Source organism: Thermoanaerobacterium butyriciformans (genome assembly GCF_017874545.1).
GTDB classification, from domain to species: Bacteria; Bacillota; Thermoanaerobacteria; order Thermoanaerobacterales; family Thermoanaerobacteraceae; genus Thermoanaerobacterium; species Thermoanaerobacterium butyriciformans.
In genome coordinates this window covers 40170-61102 of record NZ_JAGGLT010000008.1, presented here as the reverse complement: position 1 = coordinate 61102, position 20933 = coordinate 40170, and the positions used below count along the sequence as shown (strand labels likewise).

General features: G+C 35.9%; 18 protein-coding genes and 2 riboswitches. Of the genes, 13 read left to right on the top strand and 5 right to left on the bottom strand.

Going from position 1 to position 20933, the window contains the following annotated elements; translation table 11 throughout:
- The first annotated feature begins 22 nt into the window (after positions 1–22).
- From lpdA to J2Z80_RS04730, 3 genes are all read left to right on the top strand, one after another.
- Positions 23–1687, top strand: a complete 1665-nt coding sequence (lpdA, locus tag J2Z80_RS04740; RefSeq protein ID WP_209453371.1) for a dihydrolipoyl dehydrogenase — start codon at positions 23–25, stop codon at positions 1685–1687.
- A gap of 58 nt (positions 1688–1745) precedes the next feature.
- Positions 1746–2078, top strand: coding sequence for a carboxymuconolactone decarboxylase family protein (locus J2Z80_RS04735; protein WP_209453370.1), 333 nt, complete (start codon positions 1746–1748; stop codon positions 2076–2078).
- 82 nt (positions 2079–2160) lie between these two features.
- Complete coding sequence (locus J2Z80_RS04730) at positions 2161–2604, top strand: OsmC family protein (RefSeq protein ID WP_209453369.1); 444 nt, start codon at positions 2161–2163, stop codon at positions 2602–2604.
- A gap of 74 nt (positions 2605–2678) precedes the next feature.
- Here J2Z80_RS04730 and gcvPB read toward each other — a convergent pair whose 3' ends face one another.
- The 5 genes from gcvPB to J2Z80_RS04705 form a co-directional block, all read right to left on the bottom strand.
- Positions 2679–4130, bottom strand: a complete 1452-nt coding sequence (gene gcvPB, locus J2Z80_RS04725) for an aminomethyl-transferring glycine dehydrogenase subunit GcvPB (protein ID WP_280953173.1) — start codon at positions 4128–4130, stop codon at positions 2679–2681.
- Positions 4120–5475 (bottom strand): aminomethyl-transferring glycine dehydrogenase subunit GcvPA, encoded by a 1356-nt coding sequence (gene gcvPA / locus J2Z80_RS04720; protein ID WP_349292576.1) that lies wholly within the window; start codon positions 5473–5475, stop codon positions 4120–4122. The genes gcvPB and gcvPA overlap by 11 nt, the downstream gene beginning before the upstream one ends.
- A gap of 30 nt (positions 5476–5505) precedes the next feature.
- Positions 5506–5880, bottom strand: coding sequence for a glycine cleavage system protein GcvH (gene gcvH, locus J2Z80_RS04715; protein ID WP_209453367.1), 375 nt, complete (start codon positions 5878–5880; stop codon positions 5506–5508).
- A gap of 12 nt (positions 5881–5892) precedes the next feature.
- Complete coding sequence (gcvT, locus tag J2Z80_RS04710) at positions 5893–6993, bottom strand: glycine cleavage system aminomethyltransferase GcvT (protein ID WP_489884378.1); 1101 nt, start codon at positions 6991–6993, stop codon at positions 5893–5895.
- A 68-nt stretch (positions 6994–7061) separates the two neighbouring features.
- Positions 7062–7130: riboswitch (glycine riboswitch) on the bottom strand.
- A gap of 3 nt (positions 7131–7133) precedes the next feature.
- Positions 7134–7234, bottom strand: a riboswitch (glycine riboswitch).
- A 135-nt stretch (positions 7235–7369) separates the two neighbouring features.
- On the bottom strand, positions 7370–7615 hold the full coding sequence (locus J2Z80_RS04705) for a helix-turn-helix domain-containing protein (RefSeq protein ID WP_209453365.1): 246 nt from the start codon (positions 7613–7615) through the stop codon (positions 7370–7372).
- A gap of 446 nt (positions 7616–8061) precedes the next feature.
- Here J2Z80_RS04705 and J2Z80_RS04700 point away from each other — a divergent pair, with 446 nt between their 5' ends.
- The 10 genes from J2Z80_RS04700 (at position 8062) to J2Z80_RS04655 (ending at position 20908) form a co-directional block, all read left to right on the top strand.
- Positions 8062–10836 carry a cation-translocating P-type ATPase gene (locus J2Z80_RS04700; RefSeq protein ID WP_209453364.1) on the top strand — a complete coding sequence of 925 codons (2775 nt, stop codon included), beginning with the start codon at positions 8062–8064 and terminating at the stop codon, positions 10834–10836.
- Between the two features lie 9 nt (positions 10837–10845).
- The gene (locus tag J2Z80_RS04695) at positions 10846–11493 is read left to right on the top strand and encodes a potassium channel family protein (protein WP_013298397.1); all 648 of its coding nucleotides are present in this window, start codon (positions 10846–10848) and stop codon (positions 11491–11493) included.
- 70 nt (positions 11494–11563) lie between these two features.
- Positions 11564–12226, top strand: coding sequence for a potassium channel family protein (locus tag J2Z80_RS04690; protein WP_015312061.1), 663 nt, complete (start codon positions 11564–11566; stop codon positions 12224–12226).
- Between the two features lie 175 nt (positions 12227–12401).
- Positions 12402–14537 (top strand): sodium-translocating pyrophosphatase, encoded by a 2136-nt coding sequence (locus J2Z80_RS04685; protein WP_209453363.1) that lies wholly within the window; start codon positions 12402–12404, stop codon positions 14535–14537.
- A 294-nt stretch (positions 14538–14831) separates the two neighbouring features.
- Positions 14832–16910 carry a ribonucleoside triphosphate reductase gene (locus tag J2Z80_RS04680; protein ID WP_209453362.1) on the top strand — a complete coding sequence of 693 codons (2079 nt, stop codon included), beginning with the start codon at positions 14832–14834 and terminating at the stop codon, positions 16908–16910.
- Positions 16907–17590 carry an anaerobic ribonucleoside-triphosphate reductase activating protein gene (locus tag J2Z80_RS04675; protein ID WP_209453361.1) on the top strand — a complete coding sequence of 228 codons (684 nt, stop codon included), beginning with the start codon at positions 16907–16909 and terminating at the stop codon, positions 17588–17590. Before J2Z80_RS04680 ends, J2Z80_RS04675 begins: the two co-directional genes overlap by 4 nt.
- A gap of 253 nt (positions 17591–17843) precedes the next feature.
- On the top strand, positions 17844–18296 hold the full coding sequence (locus tag J2Z80_RS04670; protein ID WP_209453360.1) for a VOC family protein: 453 nt from the start codon (positions 17844–17846) through the stop codon (positions 18294–18296).
- A 25-nt stretch (positions 18297–18321) separates the two neighbouring features.
- Positions 18322–19023 (top strand): SDR family oxidoreductase, encoded by a 702-nt coding sequence (locus J2Z80_RS04665; RefSeq protein WP_209453359.1) that lies wholly within the window; start codon positions 18322–18324, stop codon positions 19021–19023.
- A gap of 15 nt (positions 19024–19038) precedes the next feature.
- The gene (locus J2Z80_RS04660; RefSeq protein ID WP_209453358.1) at positions 19039–19686 is read left to right on the top strand and encodes a ThuA domain-containing protein; all 648 of its coding nucleotides are present in this window, start codon (positions 19039–19041) and stop codon (positions 19684–19686) included.
- 205 nt (positions 19687–19891) lie between these two features.
- Entirely contained in the window at positions 19892–20908 is a 1017-nt protein-coding gene (locus J2Z80_RS04655) for a LacI family DNA-binding transcriptional regulator (RefSeq protein ID WP_209453357.1), read from the top strand.
- Positions 20909–20933 lie beyond the last annotated feature (25 nt).

The window sequence follows — 20933 nt, the reverse complement described above, 5'->3', positions numbered from 1 at the left end:
ATGAAAATTGGAGGTGTACCTTATGGAGTTAGAAGTTAAGGTACCTGTCTTGTCTGATTCAATGAATGAGGGAAAAATAACGAAATGGCATGTCAGTGAAGGTCAATTTGTTAAAAAGGGAACTTCTTTATGTGATATAGCAGTTGGAAAGATGAATTATGAGGTGTACTCTGAATATGATGGAGTAATTTCCAAAATTATTTTTCCAGCAGGTAGTACTGTAAAATCAGGAGACGTTATTTCTATCATTTCAAAATCTGAGGAAGTTCCTCAAAAGTCAATTTCAGACAGTGCAGATACATTTTATAATGAAGTGAAAGATTACGATTTAGCTGTTATAGGTGGTGGCCCTGGAGGTTATGTGGCAGCTATAAAAGCCGCAAAAAAAGGTGCAAAAGTGGCACTTTTTGAAAAAGATAAAGTAGGCGGTACTTGTCTTAATAGAGGCTGCATACCCACAAAAGCTTACGCAAGAGTTGCAGAAGTTTATGACATTATAAAAAGGGCAGATGAATTTGGACTTAGTGTAGATGTTAAATCATTTGATTATAAAAAAGTAGTGGAAAGAAAAGATAATATAGTTAACGAGCTTGTATCCGGGATAAATACATTGCTTAAAGCCAATGGTGTTGATTTGTATTCTGAGGAAGCAAAAATTGACAAAGATAAAAATATATTGTTCGGAGAAAATAAGATAAAAGCGAAAAATATAATAATAGCAACTGGTTCAGAACCTGCAGAATTGCCAATTAAAGGCGTGAAATCAAAGAACGTCATAAATAGCAACGATATTTTAGAGATTACATCACTGCCTGACAGCATGTGCGTAATAGGCGGTGGTGTAATAGGCATGGAATTCGCCTTTATAATGAATCAGTTTGGTGTAGAAGTATCTGTTGTTGAGATGATGCCAAGACTTCTTCCTCAACTGGATAAAGAAGTAAGCAATCTAATAAAGTCTGAAGCGCAGAAGCGTGGCATAAAGATCTATACATCTTCTAAGGTTGAAAAGATTTTAGAAGAAGAAAATGGTGGAAGTGTTGTAACAATAATAAAAGATGGTGCAACAAAGTGCATATACGCAGACAAAGTGTTTATTTCCATTGGAAGAAAGCTAAATACGGACATAGGACCAATTTCAGAGCTTTTAGAATTCGATGGAAAAGCTATCAAAGTTGATGAATATTTAAGGACAAATATTGATAATGTCTATGCCATTGGCGATGTGACCAATAAAATGATGCTGGCACATGTGGCATCAGCACAAGGCGAAGCAGCAGTTGACAATATTTTTGGAGGCAATGTTGCTCTTGATTATATGAGAATACCGGCTGCTGTATTTACAGAACCGGAGATAGGTTATTTCGGCTATACAGAGGAAGAGGCTAAGAGTAAATTTAAAAATGTAAAAGTGGGTAAATTTTACTTTGCAGCTAATGGCAGAGCAAAGACATACGGTGAAACAAAAGGTTTTGCCAAGATCATATCTTCCGAAGATGGAGATGTTTTAGGAGCGTGGGTTGTCGGAAGCGATGCATCTGAAATAGCGCAGATAATATCTACTTCATGTCAAAGTGGTGCAAAGGCAGATGATCTTAAAAAAGCGATATATACTCATCCTACGAGAAGTGAGACCATCATGGAGGCAGTAAAAGACATTTTTAAAGAATCGATTCACAAAGTGTAATAAAGATTTTAAAGCGATAATGCTTTAAAATAAATTAAATTTAGGAAGGGAAGATATTATGGCAAAGGTTGACTTAAATGAAATGTATACAAATTTAAGCAAGATGGGTCAAGGTATTCCATCAGTTATGAAGGCATTTGAAGAACTTCACTCTTCAGCTGTTGGCAACGGAGCACTTTCAGCTAAAGAAAAGGAACTAATTGCATTAGGTATAGGTGTTGCTGTTCACTGCTCATACTGCATAGCTGATCATGTAAATTCATGCTTAAAAGCTGGAGCAACACGAGAAGAGATAATAGAAGCATTAGGAGTTGCAATACTCATGGGTGGTGGCCCTGCTGCAGCTTATGCTACAGAAGCTATCCAGGCATTAGAAAATGCAGGTAAATAATCGAAAGATTTCAAAGAAGGGAATAGCGTTTATTTGGAATTGACTTGATAATCACATACTTTCAAATAAGGAGGTAATTAAAATGGCAGTGGAAACTTTTAAGGCAGTTTCTAAAAAGTTGCCGGAAGGTTTGGCAGTGGAAAGTGAAGTAAGAGGCTTTAAGATGGTTTTGGACGAACCGAAAGAAATGGGCGGTACAAATAAAGGGATGAATCCTGTAGAGGCATTGCTTTGTGCTTTAGGTTCTTGTCAAACCATTGTAGCATCAGCTTTTGCAAAGGCTAAAGGCATAAATCTTCAAGACTTTTGGGTAGAACTAGAGGGCGATATTGATTTGGATGGCTTTATGGGAAAATCTGACGTAAGACCAGGCTTCCAAGAGATAAGATTTAAGATGCACATGAAGACAGATGCTCCAAAAGAAAAAGCAGAGGAATTTGCAAAATTTATTGAAAAAACATGTCCAGTAGGCGATTCGTTAGCAAATCCTGTAAAATTAGTTTTATCTGATGTGATTGTTGAATAATGGACAACCATCTAATGGGTGGTTTTCTATTAAACTACAAAACTTCTGTTGTAAAACAAAAAAAGCCAATGTCTTTAGACGTTGGCTTTTACTATTGGATTTCTTGCTGCTTTTACTTCATCAAGTCTTCTAACAGGTGTATTATGCGGTGCAGTTTTTAATATTTCTGGGTTTTCTTCTGCTTCTTTTGCAATTGCCTTCATTGCTTCTATGAATTCATCCAGCGTTTCCTTGTTTTCAGTTTCAGTTGGTTCAATCATAAGTGCACTGTCAACTATGAGAGGGAAATAGATTGTAGGCGGATGGAATCCGTAGTCTATCAACCGCTTTGCCACATCTAGTGTTGTAACGTCATTTTTTTTGTTTTTAAGGCCGCTGAAGACAAATTCGTGCTTGCATATCGCATCAAATGGAAGCTCATAATATTCTTTAAGCTTTTCTTTAACATAGTTTGCATTTAAAACTGCCAAACTGCTAGCAGTTTTAAGTCCTTCAGCACCCATAGATAGAATGTACGCATATGCCTTTACCATAACATTGAAATTGCCATAAAAGCTTCTCACTTTTCCTATTGTATTAGGTAAATCGTAATTAAAGTAATACGTATCATCATTTTTTCCAACTACAGGTACAGGCAGAAAATCTACAAGATTGCCTTTAACCCCGACTGGTCCGCTTCCAGGTCCGCCGCCTCCATGTGGTGTTGCAAATGTTTTGTGAAGATTTATATGGACCACATCAAATCCCATGTCGCCTGGTCTTGTTATCCCCATGTTGGCATTCATATTTGCTCCATCGTAGTATAAAAGTCCACCGGCATCATGAACTAGCTTAGCTATTTCTATGATGTTTTTTTCAAAAAGTCCAAGGGTGTTTGGATTTGTCAGCATCAATCCTGCTACATCATCGCCAAGAACTGATTTTAATGCCTCCATATCTATAAGCCCATCGCTTCCAGATTTTATCTCTATTACATCAAACCCCGCTGTTGCGGCGCTGGCCGGATTTGTGCCGTGGGCAGAATCAGGTACTATTATCTTTTTCCTATTGTATTCACCGATGTCTTCAAAGTATGCTTTGATTATCATCATTCCAGTAAGTTCTCCGTGAGCACCAGCAGCAGGCTGAAGTGAAATCCAATCCATTCCTGTTATCTCTTTTAGCATTTCTTGAAGATCGTACATAAGCTTTAAAGCACCTTGGACAGTATTTTCACTTTGCAGTGGATGTATGTTTGTAAATTCTTTAAAGTTTGCAATATCTTCATTTACTTTTGGATTGTATTTCATCGTGCAAGACCCTAATGGGTAAAACCCTTTGTCAACGCTGTAATTTTTATATGACAAATTTGTATAATGCCTTATAACTTCTACTTCGCTGACTTCTGGAAGATTTAATTCTGTATGGCGAAGAAGTTCGTCTGGAATTACATCTTCCAACTGTATATCATCAACATCTAATGGGGGAAGGTTGTATGCTATATGTCCTACTTTAGATACTTCAAAAATAAGCTTATCATAGCTCATCAACTACACCTCCCATAATACTTACAAGTTTGTCGATTTCTGCCTTTGTCCTTTTTTCAGTTACGCAAAGAAGCGCTGCATTTTTGTACTTTTTGTAGTCTTTCTCCAGATTGTACCCGCCGATTATGCCATTATCTAAAAGAACATTGTTTATATCATCTACGCTTTTACCATTGCACACTACTGCAAATTCCATAAAAAATGGCTTATCAAATAATGGTTTAAATTTACTTGTTTTTATTAATTGCTGAAAAGCATAATGAGACTTTTTAAAGCACTGCAGTGCGACTTCTTTGATGCCTTTTTTTCCAAGAGCTGTCATGTATATAGCAGCAGTCAGTGCATTTAATGAGTGATTTGTACATATATTTGAAGTGGCTTTTTCTCTTCTTATGTGTTGTTCCCTTGCTTGAAGCGTCAGTACATATCCTCTTTTGCCGTCAACATCATTTGTTTCACCGATGATCCTTCCAGGTAATTTACGCATAAGTTTTTTCGTTGTTGCCATAAAACCAAGATGTGGACCGCCGAAATTGAGGCTATTTCCAAGAGGCTGACCATCACCTACTGCTATATCTGCACCTATTTCTCCGGGTGTTTTTAATATAGACAAAGATATTGGCTCTACGTACATTATAAGAAGCGAACCATTCTTATGGACCATTTCTTCAACATCTTCAAGATCTTCTATTATGCCAAAGAAATTCGGATTTTGAACAATAAATGCTGCTGTATCACTGTCAAGAGATGATTTTAGAAGCTCTAAATTTACTGTTCCATCTAAATCGTCGATTTCAATTAATTCAATACTGCTGAATCTCATGTATGTATGAAGTACTTTTTTTACTTCAGGATTAAGTGATGAGGACACAAGGACTTTTTTTCGGTTTATTGCATTGGAAGCCATTTTTGCTGCTTCACTGCAGGCAGTGGCTCCGTCGTACATAGATGCATTTGATATGTCCATTCCAGTCAGGTTACAAATCATAGTCTGATATTCAAATATTGCCTGCAAAGTCCCTTGGCTTATTTCAGGTTGATATGGAGTGTACGCTGTATAAAACTCTGGCTTTGATACTACATGTTTAACGACAGATGGTATAAAGTGGTCATAAACACCTGCTCCTAAGAAGCAAATAAGCTCATCTGTCGTTTTAATATCTTTAGTTAATTCTTTTATGCTTTTTATAAGCTCTGCCTCTGACAAAGGCCCTGATATATTAAGCTCTCGTTTTAGCCTTATGTCTTCTGGAATATCTACAAATAAATCTTCAATTGATTTTGCATTTACAGATTCCAGCATTTCTATTTGTTCGGCTTTAGACGCTGGGATGTATTTGTGCACGATACCCACTCCTTTTGGGAAAAATTTTTACTAGTTGCAAAACTCTCTGTATTCACCAGGTGACATAAGCTGTTCTAATTCGCCTTTATCAGTCATTTCAATGCAAATCATCCAGTTTTCGTATGGATCGCTGTTTAAAAGTGATGGATCGTCTGCAACAGATTGATTTACTTCAACGACTTTTCCGCTTATAGGGCAGTAAACATCAGATGCTGCTTTTACTGATTCAACGGTGCCTAATGTATCTCCAGCATTTAATACTGTATCTATTTCCGGAAGTTCTGCATAGACTATGTCGCCTAACGAGTGCTGAGCAAAGTCTGTTATTCCAACGTATGCTTTGTCACCTTCAACTTTTACCCATTCGTGGTTTTTTGAATAGTAAAGACCTTCTAAAATTTTCATAAAAACAACCTCCTATTTTTTGTAATTTTTCTTATAAAAATTTTTGCTTGTCACAAAAGCCTTGTAAGGCTTATTGCGTATTATTATATTTATTTCATTGCCATTGATGGCAAATTGACTTTTTATTAATGCCATGCCTATGTTTTTCTTTAAGGAAGGTGATTGATACCCTGTAGTTACATATCCGATTTTTTCACCTTGTGCGTATACATCATAGCCGTGGCGGGGTATGCCGTTATCTATCATTTCAAAACCTACTATCTTTCTTTTAAGTTCCTCTTGCTTTTGTTTAAAAAGAGCATCTCTACCAATAAAATCTTTCTCTAATTTTACAAAAAAACCTAATCCAGCTTCAAATGGGGTTATATCTTCTGAAAGCTCGTTGCCGTAAAGAGGAAGACCTGCTTCAAACCTTAATGTATCTCTTGCACCTAAACCAGCAGGTTTAATTCCAAATTCCTCTCCAACAGCCAAGACTTTTTCCCACATTGATTGGGCATAATCATTTTTCAAAAATATCTCAAAACCATCTTCGCCTGTATAACCTGACCTTGAGATCAAACAATCTACTCCATCTAGATTGATTTTGTCAAAGTGGTAGTATTTCATGTTGTCCAAGTTGTACTCTGTCATTTTTTCAAGTATCTCTTGAGACTTAGGACCCTGCAATGCCAATTCAGAAATCTCATTTGATATGTTTTTTACATCAATATTGTAGCCGCTTTTATTCTCAATTATCCAGTTGTAATCCTTATCTATGTTACTAGCATTGACCACTAACATGTATTTTTCATTAGAAAATTTGTACACCAATAAATCATCTACTGTTGTGCCATTAGAATAGCACATAGGGGAATACATCGCTTGATAGGCACTAATTTTTGTAATGTCATTTGTAACCATGTAGTTTATGAATTTTTCAGAGTCTTTACCTTCTATTATTATTTCACCCATGTGTGATACATCAAAAAGGCCTGCATTTTTTCTAACAGCCTCATGCTCTTTAAGTATACTTTCATACTGTACAGGCATTGAAAAACCTGCAAATTCTATCATCTTTGCCCCGTATTTCAGGTGTGTATCGTATAATGGGGTTTTTTTAAGGCTATCCAACCGGATCATCCCTTCCTAAGTGAATTTGTCAATAAAAAAGGAATATGAAGACAAATGTCATCATATTCCTCTGTCTCTAGACCTGAGAGTTTCTACACAAAGGTATTGCCCCATCGGTGCCATACGGCTTTCCAGAGTCCCATCAAATAGCGATTAATTTGCCTGAGAGATTTTATGAAGCCATGACACACTTCATATTGCTCCTTCGGCCACCATAATAGGTGTCTCTCGCTATTTTCATCTGGATTTTATTTAATTTCTACTGCTACTATAATTATAGTGTAGTAACTTTATTAATTCAATATAGCGTAATGGAAATAAAATTGATTTACAAAAAATAAAACAAATGATATAATGTTCTAATAAAGAACAAAAATTATTTTTCCAGTCCTAACAACCAATTAGGGCTCACTTTAAGTATTTCAGATAAAGCAAGTAATTCAAAATCGGTAACGATGCGTTTTTGTTGCTCAATTTTAGAAATACTTGCTCTATCTATGTATACTGCCATTGTTTCTAGTTTTGCAGATAATTGTTGTTGGGTTAATTTGTTTTTTAGTCTTATAGCTTTTAAGCGAGGTCCAATAATATTTCGGTTATCATTGTCGAGTATTAATTTCATATTAATCACCTTTGTGCTTAATTAGAACATTTTAAGTGTACCTCAAAATTTACATTTATATGTTCTAATAAAGCACATAATTATTTTTGAAGGAGAATGAAAGATTAATAAAATGTCAACTATAGTAAATCTAATGCTAATAAGTATAGATGTATTTTTCTATAGTTGATTTTTTTATTTTGCATGATTAAGCATTCATGCAATAAATCGAGATTAATAGACAAAATATATAATAGATATCGAATGAATGAAAATGTATAGCTTTAATTGAGCTTTATATGGCTAAATTAAAGCTTTAATATGTCAATTAATAATGTTATACTGGAGAAAAATGTATGAGGTGATTTTTATGCCGTTATGAACTTGTCGTTCCATGCGAATTTTTATATAGAGAACATATTAAATTATAAGGAGGTGTGAAACCTGTTTAATACAGGTTTGCTGCTTTGAAGATTGATGATATATTTAGAATGACAGAAGATGAACTATTTAGTGAACTGAACACATCCATAAAGGGTCTTTCTACAGACGAAGTAAATGAGAGGCTTCAGAAATATGGATACAATGAAATAAAAGAAGTCAAGAAATCATCAATGCTGTCTAGATTCATAGCAAATTTTACACATTTATTGGCGATACTTCTTTGGATAGCCAGCATACTTTCCTTTATAGGTGGCATGCCGCAGCTTGGTTGGGCAATAATACTTGTCATAATTGTAAATGCTTTATTCAGTTTTTGGCAGGAGTTTAAGGCAGAGCAGGCTACAGAAAGCCTTAAAAAGATGTTGCCATCGTATGTGAAAGTGATAAGAAATGGTCGTCAGGAGCAAATTTTAGCACGGGAGTTAGTACCTGGTGATTTGATTTACCTTGAAGAAGGCGATCACGTGCCGGCTGATGCTAGACTTATAGAGGCTTTTGAAATGCGGACTATTAATGCTGCATTGACTGGAGAATCTGAGCCTGTTAGAAGAACATCTGATGTAGTTTTAGATGAAGATGTCTCACTGTTGCAGTCACCAAATATAGTGTTTATGGGAACAAATGTAGCATCTGGTTCTGGAACGGCAGTAGTTTATGCAACAGGCATGAATACTCAATTTGGTAAAATTGCCTCTTTAACGCAGACAATAAGTGTAGAGCAGAGCCCACTTCAAAAACAGTTGACGAGAGTTGCAAAGGTTATTGCACTTTTATCTCTTGTGATGGGTGTATTCTTTTTCCTCTTGGGCTTATTTATGGGAAGGTCCTTAGTTGATACATTTATGTTTGCAATAGGCATTATTACTGCTAATGTTCCTGAAGGATTGCTGCCGACAGTTACATTAGCACTTGCCATGGGTGTACAGCGAATGGCAAAAAGACATGCTTTAGTGAAGAAGCTTTCCAGTGTTGAGACATTGGGTGGAGCGACTGTCATTTGTACAGATAAGACAGGTACGCTAACGCAAAATGAGATGACAGTCAGAGAAATCTGGACTAAAGCTTCATTTTACAATGTAAGCGGTGTAGGATACGAGCCGAAAGGCGATTTTTATGTGGATGACAAAAAGATAGATGTCAAAAATCTTCCTAATGATCTGTCATTGCTTTTAAAAATAGGTTTGCTGTGCAATAACAGCCGGTTAGTTAGGCCTACGGATGAGAATCCTTCTTGGAGTATAATTGGTGACCCAACAGAAGGTTCATTGGTGGTACTGGCGGAGAAAGCAGGATTTACATTAGAAGAAATGTTGAGGGAATATCCAAGGATATCTCAACTTCCATTTGATTCCAGGCGAAAAAGGATGACTTCTATTCATAAGTATGGGAAAGAAATCTACGTATTTACTAAAGGTGCACCAAAAGAAACACTTTCAGTTTGCAATTACATTTTAAGCGACGATGGTGTTAAAAAACTAGAACAGCCGGATATTGACAACATAGTTAAACAGAATGACAAATTTGCTGAATCAGGACTTAGAGTACTTGCAATGGCATATAAAATAATGGATAATGAGAATAAAGAATATACAGTAGAAGATACAGAAACTGACTTAATCTTCGTCGGATTAGTAGCTATGATGGATCCGCCGAGGCCTGAAGTTGAATTGGCTGTTAAGCAGGCTCATAAAGCTGGCATAAAGATTATCATGATAACGGGTGACTACGGATTAACAGCAGAATCTATTGCTAGGAGAATTGGCATAGTAAAAGGACCTAGACCAAGGATAATAACTGGCAATGAACTTGATAAAATGTCAGATGAAGATTTGAAGAAAGAATTGAAGAATAAAGAAATCATATTTGCCAGAGTTGCTCCAGAGCACAAAATGAAAGTTGTTGCTGCATTAAAAGAGATGGGTGAAGTTGTTGCTGTTACTGGTGACGGGGTTAATGACTCACCTGCATTGAAAAGGGCTGACATAGGTATTGCGATGGGCAAATCAGGTACTGATGTTGCAAGGGAAGTTGCAACTATGGTCTTGACAGATGACAATTTTGCTAGCATAGTTAATGCTATTGAAGAAGGTAGAGCGGTTTACGACAACGTAAGGAAATTTATAACATACATTTTTGCGCATTTGACACCAGAGGCTATACCTTATATACTGTTTTCTCTATTTAATATTCCTGTCCCAATAACGGTAATGCAAATATTAGCAATAGATTTAGGAACGGAGACGCTGCCGGCTCTTGCACTTGGAGTTGAGCCGCCTGAACCGGGTGTTATGGATAGGCCCCCTAGATCACCTAAAGAAAAATTATTAAACTTGTCCCTATTCCTAAGAGGGTATGTTTTACTAGGAATAATTAGCTCGATAGCAGTTCTATCAGGTTATTTTTGGGTTTTGTACAGCGGAGGTTGGCACTGGGGCCAGACGCTTCCACTGACAGATCCACTGGCAAGAAAAGCTGCTACAATGAGCTTCTTAGGGATAGTTATTATGCAGGTGGCTAATGTGTTTGCCTGCCGCACTGAAGTTGCTTCTATGTTTAGCGTCAGTTTCTTTAAAAATAGATTATTAAATATTGGTGTAGTATTTGAAATAGTACTTACAGCATTGCTTATATATGTGCCGTTTTTGCAAAAAATATTTGACACATACCCAGTTTCATTAAAGCACTGGTTGTTTTACGTAGCATTTATGCCGATACTTATTGGGGCAGAGGAGATAAGGAAATATATACTTCGCAGGAAAATCGCATCAAATCAGAAGGAGGTGAATGGCTCTATATGAGCCTGATTTATGAATATAATTGTTGCAGGATGTGGCAGGCTTGGAGCTGAGTTAGCTCAGATATTAGATTCTGACGGTAATCATGTTGCTGTTATAGATAGAGACAAAGATGCTTTTAAAAGATTGAAGTCGTCTTTTAAAGGCGAATTTATAGAGGGGATTGCATTTGACAAAGCTACTTTAATAAAAGCTGGCATTGAACATGCTGATGCTGTTGCTTCTACTACTAATGGCGATAATACAAATATTGTTACAGCTTTGATTGCAAAAAAGAAATTTAAAATTCCAACGATAGTAGCCAGGATATACGATCCTATTCGAGCGGAAATATACAGAAAAATGGGTATAAATACGGTTTCACCTACTTTGTGGGGCGCAAATAAGATAAAAGATTTGATATGTCATCCTGATCTTTTTAGAGTATCGTCGTTTGGAAGTGGTGAAGTAGAAATAATTGAAACGGAAGCGACAGCATTCTTGGATGGCCGTCATGTAAGAGATATAGCTATACCATCTGAAATAAATGTAGTCAGCATAGTAAGAGACGGCATAGCACTTATACCAACGCATAGTACGACTTTTAAAAAAGGCGATAAAATATTTATAGCTTTAACAGCTTTCGGGAAGACAAAGATAAAACAAATGCTTATGTCGTAGAGATTTTAATAGGAGGTGAAAGAACCTGACGGGAACAATGCAATAAAGTTTCCAAATAGCAGGTTACGATATGTCGATAATGATTGTTGGTGCTGGACGATTAGGTTCATACCTAGCTCAATTGATGGAGGAAAGAAATGAGAAAGTCGTTGTTGTTGAAAAAGATGAGTCTAGAATTGAAAAACTTAAAAGAGAATTAAAGTGCAATATTGTAGTTGGAGATGGCTGTAATTCAGATACATTAAAAAAGGCAGGGATTATCGGTACTGAGATAGTTGTTGCGGCAACTGGCCATGATGAAGATAATCTTATAATATGTCAGCTTGCCAAATATGAATTTGGTGTATCAAGAGTAGTATCTAGGATAAACAATCCAAAAAATGAGTGGCTTTTTACAAGGGATATGGGCATTGATGCAGCCGTCAGCAGTGCCAGAATTATTGCAAAATTAATTGAAGAGGAGACAGAAATCAGCGGGCTTACGACTGTAATGAATCTTGCAGAAGGGAAAATATCCATTGTCAGAAGCATGGTGGAGAAAGATTCAAAGGCTGCAAATAAGATGATTAAAGATTTGATGCTTCCTGGTAACTGTGTGATAATGTCGATAGTCAGAAGTAATAAAGTTTTGTTGCCAAATGGCAGTACGTATATTTTGCCTGGCGATGAGGTTTTAAGCGTTGTTAGCGATGAGAGCAAGGAAAAACTGAAAGATTTGTTTGATGTGCAATAAAAATAAAATTAAGGTTGATAGCACTTATTTGCTATTAACCTTTTTTGTTTTTGTATGCTGACTGGTCATTAAAAATTTTAAATAATTTATAAAAAAACATGGAGGAATTTTCTTATGTTTGTAGAAATAATACTTAAATAAATATATTAATTAAATATTAAAGGAGATGGTCTAATTGAATTCCTATCTATTTCTAATCTATGGAGTTGTTATTATTGCAGCTCTTGCCATCATTGGTTTTATTAGGTTTATTTTTACACAAGATAAAGGTGACGAGAAGATGCAGCAGATTTCAGACTCCATAAAGGAAGGTGCAATGGCTTTTCTAAACAGGCAGTATAAAACGATAACAGTGCTAGCTTTGATTGTGGCTGTTTTAATCATAATAGCAAATTATTACGGTCATCAATCAGAGGGAGCAGGTGCTGCTATTAGCTATGCATGGCATGTAGGATTGGCCTTTATATCGGGAGCTTTGTGCTCAGCTATATCAGGCTACATAGGCATGTACATGGCAGTTAATTCAAATGTCAGAGCAGCAAGTGGTGCAAGAAAAGGTCTTAATAAAGCATTGCAAATTGCTTTAAGAGGAGGGGCGGTGACAGGCCTTGCAGTGACTGCGCTGTCTCTCTTTGGTGTTGCTACTTTGTTCTTTGCATATGGCGGAGCTTCAGGACAACAGGAATTGGTTAAAAATGCTCCATCATTGATAGTAGGCTTTGGATTTGGTGCTTCATTTGTAGCATTGTTTGCACAGCTAGGCGGTGGTATTTATACAAAAGCTGCTGACGTAGGTGCTGACCTTGTCGGCAAGGTAGAAGCAGGTATTCCAGAGGATGACCCAAGAAATCCTGCAGTAATCGCTGATTTGGTTGGCGATAACGTTGGAGACTGTGCCGGAAGAGGAGCTGACCTTTTCGAGTCAACAGCCGCTGAAAATATAGGTGCAATGATATTGGGTGTAGGCTTGTATCCTGTCTTTGGCTTAAAAGGCATACTATTTCCGCTTGTAGCACGTGCTATAGGTATCATTGCTTCCATCATCGGCATTGTATTTGTAAATACAAAAGACGAATCAAAAGATCCTATGATAGCTTTAAACAAAGGATATTTTATTACGACAATAGTAAATCTAATTGTTCTCTTCTTTGCAGTAAAGGTTATGCTTTCAGGACATTTATCAAATGGTACTGAAGTCAACTATTTACTTCTCTACGGTGCAGCCGTTGCAGGCATACTTTTAAGCTACGTATTTGTATTTTTGACAAATTACTACACATCTATGAGCAAAAGACCAGTTCAAGAAATCGCAAAGGCTTCAACAACAGGTGCTGCGACAAACATTATCACTGGTATCTCAGTAGGTATGGAGTCACCAGCACTTCCAGTCCTGTTTATTTCAGCAGCAATAATTATTGCATATAGGCTTGGTGAGCTTGCACTTCCTAATATAGCAACAGCAGGCTTTTATGGTACTGCTATAGCTACAATGGGAATGTTATCAACAACTGCTTATATATTAGCAATGGATACATTTGGACCTATCACTGACAATGCCGGTGGAATCACTGAAATGTCTGAAGCACCTGAGTCAGTAAGGCTTGTGACAGATAGACTTGATGCATGTGGAAATACGACAAAGGCTTTGACAAAAGGTTATGCAGTAGGATCTGCAGCTTTAGCTACTTTCCTCCTTTTCTCTGCATACCTTGATGAAGTAAAGAAGATACTCGGTAAACCTATCGATTCCTGGTTTGCTGTAGATATAGGTAAACCTGAGGTTTTCATAGGAGCATTTATAGGTGCTATGATAGTATTTCTCTTCAGCTCCACAGCTATAAGGGCTGTTGGCAAAGCGGCCCAATACGTCATACTGGAGGTAAGAAGGCAATTTAAAGAAAATCCAGGCATAATGGAAGGCACATCAAAGCCAGACTATGCAAAAACAGTGGACATTGTTACAAAAGGCGCATTGAAAGAAATGGTTATCCCTGGCCTTATAGTCGTTGTTGCGCCTATATTAGTGGGGATTTTACTTGGCAAAGAATCTGCAGCAGCGTTTTTGATGGTTGGCACTATATCTGGTGTAATAATGGCGTTGTTCCTGAATAATGGCGGCGGTGCTTGGGATAATGCTAAAAAATATATTGAATTAGGTAATTACGGTGGCAAAAAGTCAGAAGCTCATAAAGCAGGTGTCGTAGGTGATACAGTAGGTGATCCATTTAAAGATACGGCAGGTCCTTCCTTGCACGTTTTGATAAAACTTATAAGCACTATCACGTTGGTATTTGCGTCTTTGTTTAGATAAAAATTGCAAATATATTGCAAAAATAAAGGTGGAGTTTAAATGCTCCACCTTTTTATGTTGTACTAATCAATTAAACTGGAGATGAATGTGGAAATGTTTTTTTATATTTGTATTGACGTACCTATATAACAATGATATACTATATATTGATGCTGCGATATTTATATACACAATATATAGAGTTAAAATTAAAAAATTTCAGATATGTGTGCTTATTTAATTAAATGGGTAAATACGGTGCAGCTTTCATGAAGGGATTATTTTTACAAAAGATAATTTAATGGAGGGTTTAAATTGGAAAACATTATGAAGGTTATAAAGAGAAATGGTATGGAAGAAGAATTCAACAAGGAAAAGATAGCTAATGCAATCTATAAAGCGTTTAAAGCAGTTGATGAAGGAGAATACCATGAAGCTATTATGATAGCGGATGAAGTCACAAAGTACATAGAAGAAAATTTTGATGGACATGCAAATGTGGAACAGATTCAGGACATAGTTGAGCAGTTTTTGATAAGGGGTGGCTTTGCAAAAGCAGCAAAAGCATATATCTTATATAGAAAACAGCACCAAGACATAAGAGAATTTAAAAATATGTTTATGGACATTGAGAAGATGGTAGATGAATATATAGGCAAATTGGACTGGAGAGTAAATGAAAACAGCAACATGAGCTACTCACTTCAAGGGTTAAATAACCATATAGCAAGCACGATTACAGCAAATTACTGGTTGAATAAGATATATCCAAAAGAAGTGAGAGACGCACATGTAAATGGTGATTTGCATATCCACGATTTAAGCCTTTTATCAGTATACTGCTGCGGATGGGATTTGAAAGATTTGCTTATTTCGGGTTTTACTGGTGTAGAGGGAAAAGTTCAGAGCAAGCCACCTAAGCATTTTAGGTCAGCTTTGGGCCAGATAGTGAACTTCTTCTATACGCTTCAAGGTGAAGCTGCAGGTGCACAAGCATTTTCTAATTTTGATACTTATTTAGCTCCATTTATATATTACGATAAGCTGTCGTATAAAGAAGTAAAGCAGTCATTGCAGGAATTTATATTTAACATAAATGTCCCAACTAGAGTAGGTTTTCAAACTCCATTTACAAATATAACGATGGATCTCGTTGTTCCTGATATATTAGCTGATGAGCCTGTAATAATTGGCGGCAAAGCCATGAATAGATCATATAAAGAATTTCAAAAAGAAATGGATATGTTAAATATGGCATTTGCTGAAGTCATGATGGAAGGTGACGCAAATGGAAGGATATTTACTTTCCCTATACCGACATACAATATTACAAAAGATTTTGATTGGGAAAGCCCTGTTATAGATAAAATTATGGAGATGACTGCAAAATACGGCCTTCCTTATTTCAGCAATTTTGTCAACAGCGATCTAAATCCTGAAGATGCTCGCAGCATGTGCTGCCGCCTAAGGCTTGACAATAGAGAGCTGAGAAAGCGGGGTGGAGGACTTTTTGGTGCAAATCCTCTTACTGGATCGATAGGTGTTGTAACGATAAACATGCCTAGAATTGGATTTTTATCAAAGACAAAAGAAGAATTTTTCAAAAGATTAGAAAAGCAGATGGATGTAGCTAGGAAGAGCCTAGAGATAAAGAGAAAGGTACTTGAGAATATGACTGAAATGGGTTTATACCCATACTCAAAGTTTTACTTGAGGGATATAAAAAAGAGGTTTGGTTCTTACTGGCAAAATCATTTTAATACAATAGGATTAATTGGCATGAATGAAGCACTTTTAAATTTCATGGGTGTCGGCATAACAAGCGATGAAGGAAGAAATTTTGCTATAGAAGTATTGGATTTTATGCGGCATAAACTGGAAGAATATCAGATGGAATCAAATTATCTTTATAACTTGGAAGCATCACCAGCAGAAGGTGCATCATATAGATTAGCAAAGAAAGACAAAGAATTGTACAAAGGTATAATAGTAGCAGGTGATGATGTGCCGTATTACACGAATTCTACACAGCTTCCTGTCGACTTTACCGAAGACATATTTACGGCTCTTGATTTGCAGGATGAACTGCAGACAAAATACACAGGTGGGACTGTATTTCACGGATTTATCGGTGAAAGCATAAGCGATCCTAAAGTCTGCAAAGAACTAGTAAAGAAGATAGCATACAATTATAGGCTTCCTTATTATACCATTACACCCACATTTTCAATATGTGACAACCACGGTTATATATCTGGAGAGCATTTTAACTGTCCGCAATGTGGCAATGAATGCGAAGTATACAGCAGAGTTGTTGGCTACTATAGGCCACTTCAAAACTGGAATGAAGGCAAGAAAAAGGAATTTGCAGACAGGAAGGAATTTGTAATATGATGTATGATTACATGATGGTGTCGTTGGTAGATTATCCTGGAAAGGTTGCATCTACTGTTTTTACAAGTGGATGCAACTTTACCTGTCCTTATTGTCACAACAGCCAATTGATTGATTTGCAGAAATCTATAAAAAGTGAAGAAGAATTTATAGATTATCTAAAGAAAAGAAAAAATCTCATAGATGGCGTTTGCATAACAGGCGGAGAGCCTACACTTTGGAAAGACTTGAAAAACTTCATTAAAACAATAAAAGATTTGGGATTCAGCGTCAAGCTGGATACAAATGGCTCCAGGCCTAATGTAATAGAAGATTTGCTTAATGATAATCTTTTGGACTACATTGCTATGGATGTAAAAGCACCTAAAAATAAATACGGTTTATTCGTAAAAAACAATGAAGATATAGAGAGAATTGTAAAAAGCATTAATTTAATTAAAAACTCTGGAATAGATTATGAATTCAGGACGACTGTAAATAAAAAATTGCTTTCTACAGATGATTTTTTATCTATAGCAAATATGATATCTGTTTGCAAAAGATATGTACTGCAAAGATACAAATACTCAGAAGGCGTACTAAATAAGGATTTGTGCGGTAAAGAGCAGTGCGACATTGAATATTTGCTAATGATAAAAGAGATGATAAATGATAAAATCGAGGAAATACTAATAAGATAGCATTGTTTAAAAGGAGATTATCTCCTTTTTTTGTTTTAGAAAAAAATCATAAATGGTGTATAATCTAAGTAGATGGTTAAGTTTAAAATTAAGGTTACAAAAACGTGATTTACTTCTATATTTTTTAATGACATTTTTTGAGCATAGTGAAGAAATCGTTATTGAACTTTGATTTATGTGGAATTTTCTCTTAAAATATTGAGAGAAAATCCTTTGAATACATTTAAAATAATTTTCATAGGGGGATGAAATTATGGATAAGAATTTGTTAGGCACTAATATCGTCACACAGATAGGCATAATAGTAAAAGACATTGAGAAAGCATCACAGACTTATGCAGACTTTTTTGGAGTTGAGAAGCCTAAGTGGAATTGGACAGATGGCTACGAGAAGTCACATGCTGAATTTAATGGGAAACCATCTGATGCTCGTGCAAAGCTTGCCTTTTTTGATATGGGTCAGCTTCAAATAGAGCTTATTGAGCCAGATGAAAACATAAGCACTTGGAGAGAGTTTTTGGATACACACGGGGAAGGTGTACATCACATAGCGTTTCAAGTAAAAGACATGGATGAAAAGATAAAAGCATTAGAGAAAAATGAGATGAGCCTAGTCCAAAAAGGCGATTACGAAGGTGGAAGATATGCTTACATAGATACTTTTTCGAAGTTAAAGGTAATCATAGAGCTTTTAGAGAATTTTTAAATGAAGTTGCCAAGGAGGCATCAATATGAACATATTGATAACAGGTGCTAACAGAGGACTTGGAAGACACTTAGTCGAAAAAGCACTTTTAAATAACCATAAAGTATATGCAGGAATTCGAAAAATCAATGATGTTGCATCCGAATTAAAAGCTTTAAAGGATAGATATGAAAAAAAGATGAACTTAATTGAATTGGATGTAAGCGATGAAGAATCTATAAAAAGAGCAGCTATACATGTAAGCAAAGAAGAGGATTCTTTAGATGTTATAGTAAACAATGCAGGTATATTAAAAGGAAGAGGAAAAGAAATAGAAGATTTAGATTATACTGATTTAGAAGATACACTTAAAATCAACTTGATGGGTCCAATGATGGTTGTAAAATATTTTCTGCCGTTATTAAAAAAGGGCAGAGATAAGGTGATAATTAATATATCCTCGGAAGCTGGAAGTTTTGCAAATGCTTATGGTGGTGATTATCCGTATGCTGTATCAAAGGCAGCACTAAATTTCTTTACGGCACAGCTAAAAGATGCCATGAAGGACTACAAAGGGAGAGTTTACGCCGTACATCCTGGATGGATGAAGACAGACATGGGCGGAACATCGGCTCCATTAAGTCCTGAGATTTCTGCAGAAGGAATCATGAAAATTATAGAAGGAGACATTAAAGTTGATGCCAACCAGTTTTTTATAGATTTTAAAGGACAGCCGATGAAATTATAAAAAAGGGGTGATATTGTGAAAGAGATAGTTGCGATTTTAGGTGATTTTTACCACAATGAGGAAATTATAAAAAGATCTCTACATAGAGCTATAAATAATCTTGGCGATGTAAATCTTAGATTTATAGACATTGATGAGTTACAAAAGGAATTAAAATCAAAACCTGATTGTGTAGTATTATTTAAAGAAAATAGATTAAATCCGCAATCGGAGAGTGTTGACCTCTGGATGACAGAAGAGATAGAAAAAGAAATAGTAAACTACGTAAAAGACGGCGGAAGCTGGCTTGCATGGCATTCTGGTCTATCATCATATCCGGAAGATGGAGAATACAATAAAATGCTAAAGGGATATTTTTTACATCATCCTGAAAAAAACGATGTTGTACAGTACGCACCGCAAAAAGATATGCTAGGGGAATTTGAAAGTGCCATCGAGCCATTTGAGTTTGTTGATGAACATTATTTTGTCAAATGCGAAGAAAATGATACAAATGTATTTTTGCGTTCCTTCTCTAAAGACGGACAATCCATAGCAGGATGGTATCATCACTTTGGGAAAGGCAAAGTATGCTGCTTGACTCCTGCCCACAGGGAAGATGGACTATTAAACGAGTTGTTTTTGAAGACGTTACATGAGTGCGTAAATTGGTGTATAAAATAGTAAATACTTTTAAATGAAAAGGCAAGATAGGCTGTGCTAGATAATAGCCAGTCTATCTTTTAATTTTTTTATATTTTATACGATAAATACAATACGATTTCTACAAATCAAATTTTAAAATCGTATTGACACTAAATAAAAGTTACATTATACTTAAATTAAGTAAAAAAATAAAGTACAAATCAAACGGATATAGGTGATAAATGTGAAAAAAGTAACCTTACAAGATATTGCTGAAGTTATAGGCGTATCGAAAAATACTGTATCCAAAGCACTGAGAGGTGCTGAAGGTGTAAGTGCAGAAATGAGAAGCAGGATATTGGAGACAGCAATGAAGATGGGATACAAAAAGATAAAAGACATTCCTAATAAGATATTAAATGTAACCATACTTTGCAGAGCGGACTTCCTTATTGAGTCAACTTTTTGGTCCAATGTCCTGTATGGCATTGAAAGTGCCGCCAGAAATAATAATTTGAAATTAAGCATTACAGGTATTGATGTAGAAGGTGAAGAAAATCTAAGCATTCCTAGTACAATTACGAAAGATACCACAAACGGAATCATAATAGTAGGTACTTTGAATGATGAATTTATTAAAAAGGTTAAAGCAACAAAAATACCATTTGTTGTTGTAGACCATTACAGCAATGCAATTGATTGTGATTATATAAATACAGCAAATGAAAATGGAATATATAAAGCAGTAAAATATCTTTACGATAATGGACATAGAAAGATAGGATTCATAGGCAATAATGAGTGGGCCTTCAGTTTCAGACAGAGGTATTACTCATATGTAAGAAGTATGGAAGAGCTGGGAATGTATGTTGACAGCGATTATGTTTGGCTTGACATAAATCTAAAAGGTGCTGAATTTTTCAGAGATCCAGAATATTTTAAAAGAAAAATTTCTATAACTGAAGATTTTCCTACCGGCTGGGTTTGTGCCAATGATAAAATTGCATTAGCATTTATGAGAAGCTTGGAAGATCTGGGTGTAAAAGTACCTGAGGAAGTTTCGGTTGTGGGATTTGACAATATTGAAATGAGCGCCTATTCTCATCCTGGACTTACGACAATAGATATACCTAAAAGCTCACTTGGAGAAAAGGCTGTCAATCAGCTTTTGTACAGGATGAATAATCCTGAAAAACCATACGAAGATATAAAGCTATATACGCAGCTTGTTATTCGCAGTTCAGTAAAGGAGATAATTTAAAGTTTATAATTTGTGGGAGGTGGTA

Bases quoted from the DNA above. Each gene is read 5' to 3' on its own strand.
- J2Z80_RS04690 (WP_015312061.1), top strand. From the start codon at position 11,564: ATGTCGATAATGATTGTTGGTGCTGGACGATTAGGTTCATACCTAGCT.
- J2Z80_RS04675 (WP_209453361.1), top strand. From the start codon at position 16,907: ATGATGTATGATTACATGATGGTGTCGTTGGTAGATTATCCTGGAAAG.
- J2Z80_RS04705 (WP_209453365.1), bottom strand. From the start codon at position 7,615: ATGAAATTAATACTCGACAATGATAACCGAAATATTATTGGACCTCGC.
- gcvH (WP_209453367.1), bottom strand. From the start codon at position 5,880: ATGAAAATTTTAGAAGGTCTTTACTATTCAAAAAACCACGAATGGGTA.
- J2Z80_RS04670 (WP_209453360.1), top strand. From the start codon at position 17,844: ATGGATAAGAATTTGTTAGGCACTAATATCGTCACACAGATAGGCATA.
- lpdA (WP_209453371.1), top strand. From the start codon at position 23: ATGGAGTTAGAAGTTAAGGTACCTGTCTTGTCTGATTCAATGAATGAG.
- J2Z80_RS04735 (WP_209453370.1), top strand. From the start codon at position 1,746: ATGGCAAAGGTTGACTTAAATGAAATGTATACAAATTTAAGCAAGATG.
- J2Z80_RS04665 (WP_209453359.1), top strand. From the start codon at position 18,322: ATGAACATATTGATAACAGGTGCTAACAGAGGACTTGGAAGACACTTA.
- J2Z80_RS04695 (WP_013298397.1), top strand. From the start codon at position 10,846: ATGAATATAATTGTTGCAGGATGTGGCAGGCTTGGAGCTGAGTTAGCT.
- gcvPB (WP_280953173.1), bottom strand. From the start codon at position 4,130: ATGAGCTATGATAAGCTTATTTTTGAAGTATCTAAAGTAGGACATATA.
- J2Z80_RS04730 (WP_209453369.1), top strand. From the start codon at position 2,161: ATGGCAGTGGAAACTTTTAAGGCAGTTTCTAAAAAGTTGCCGGAAGGT.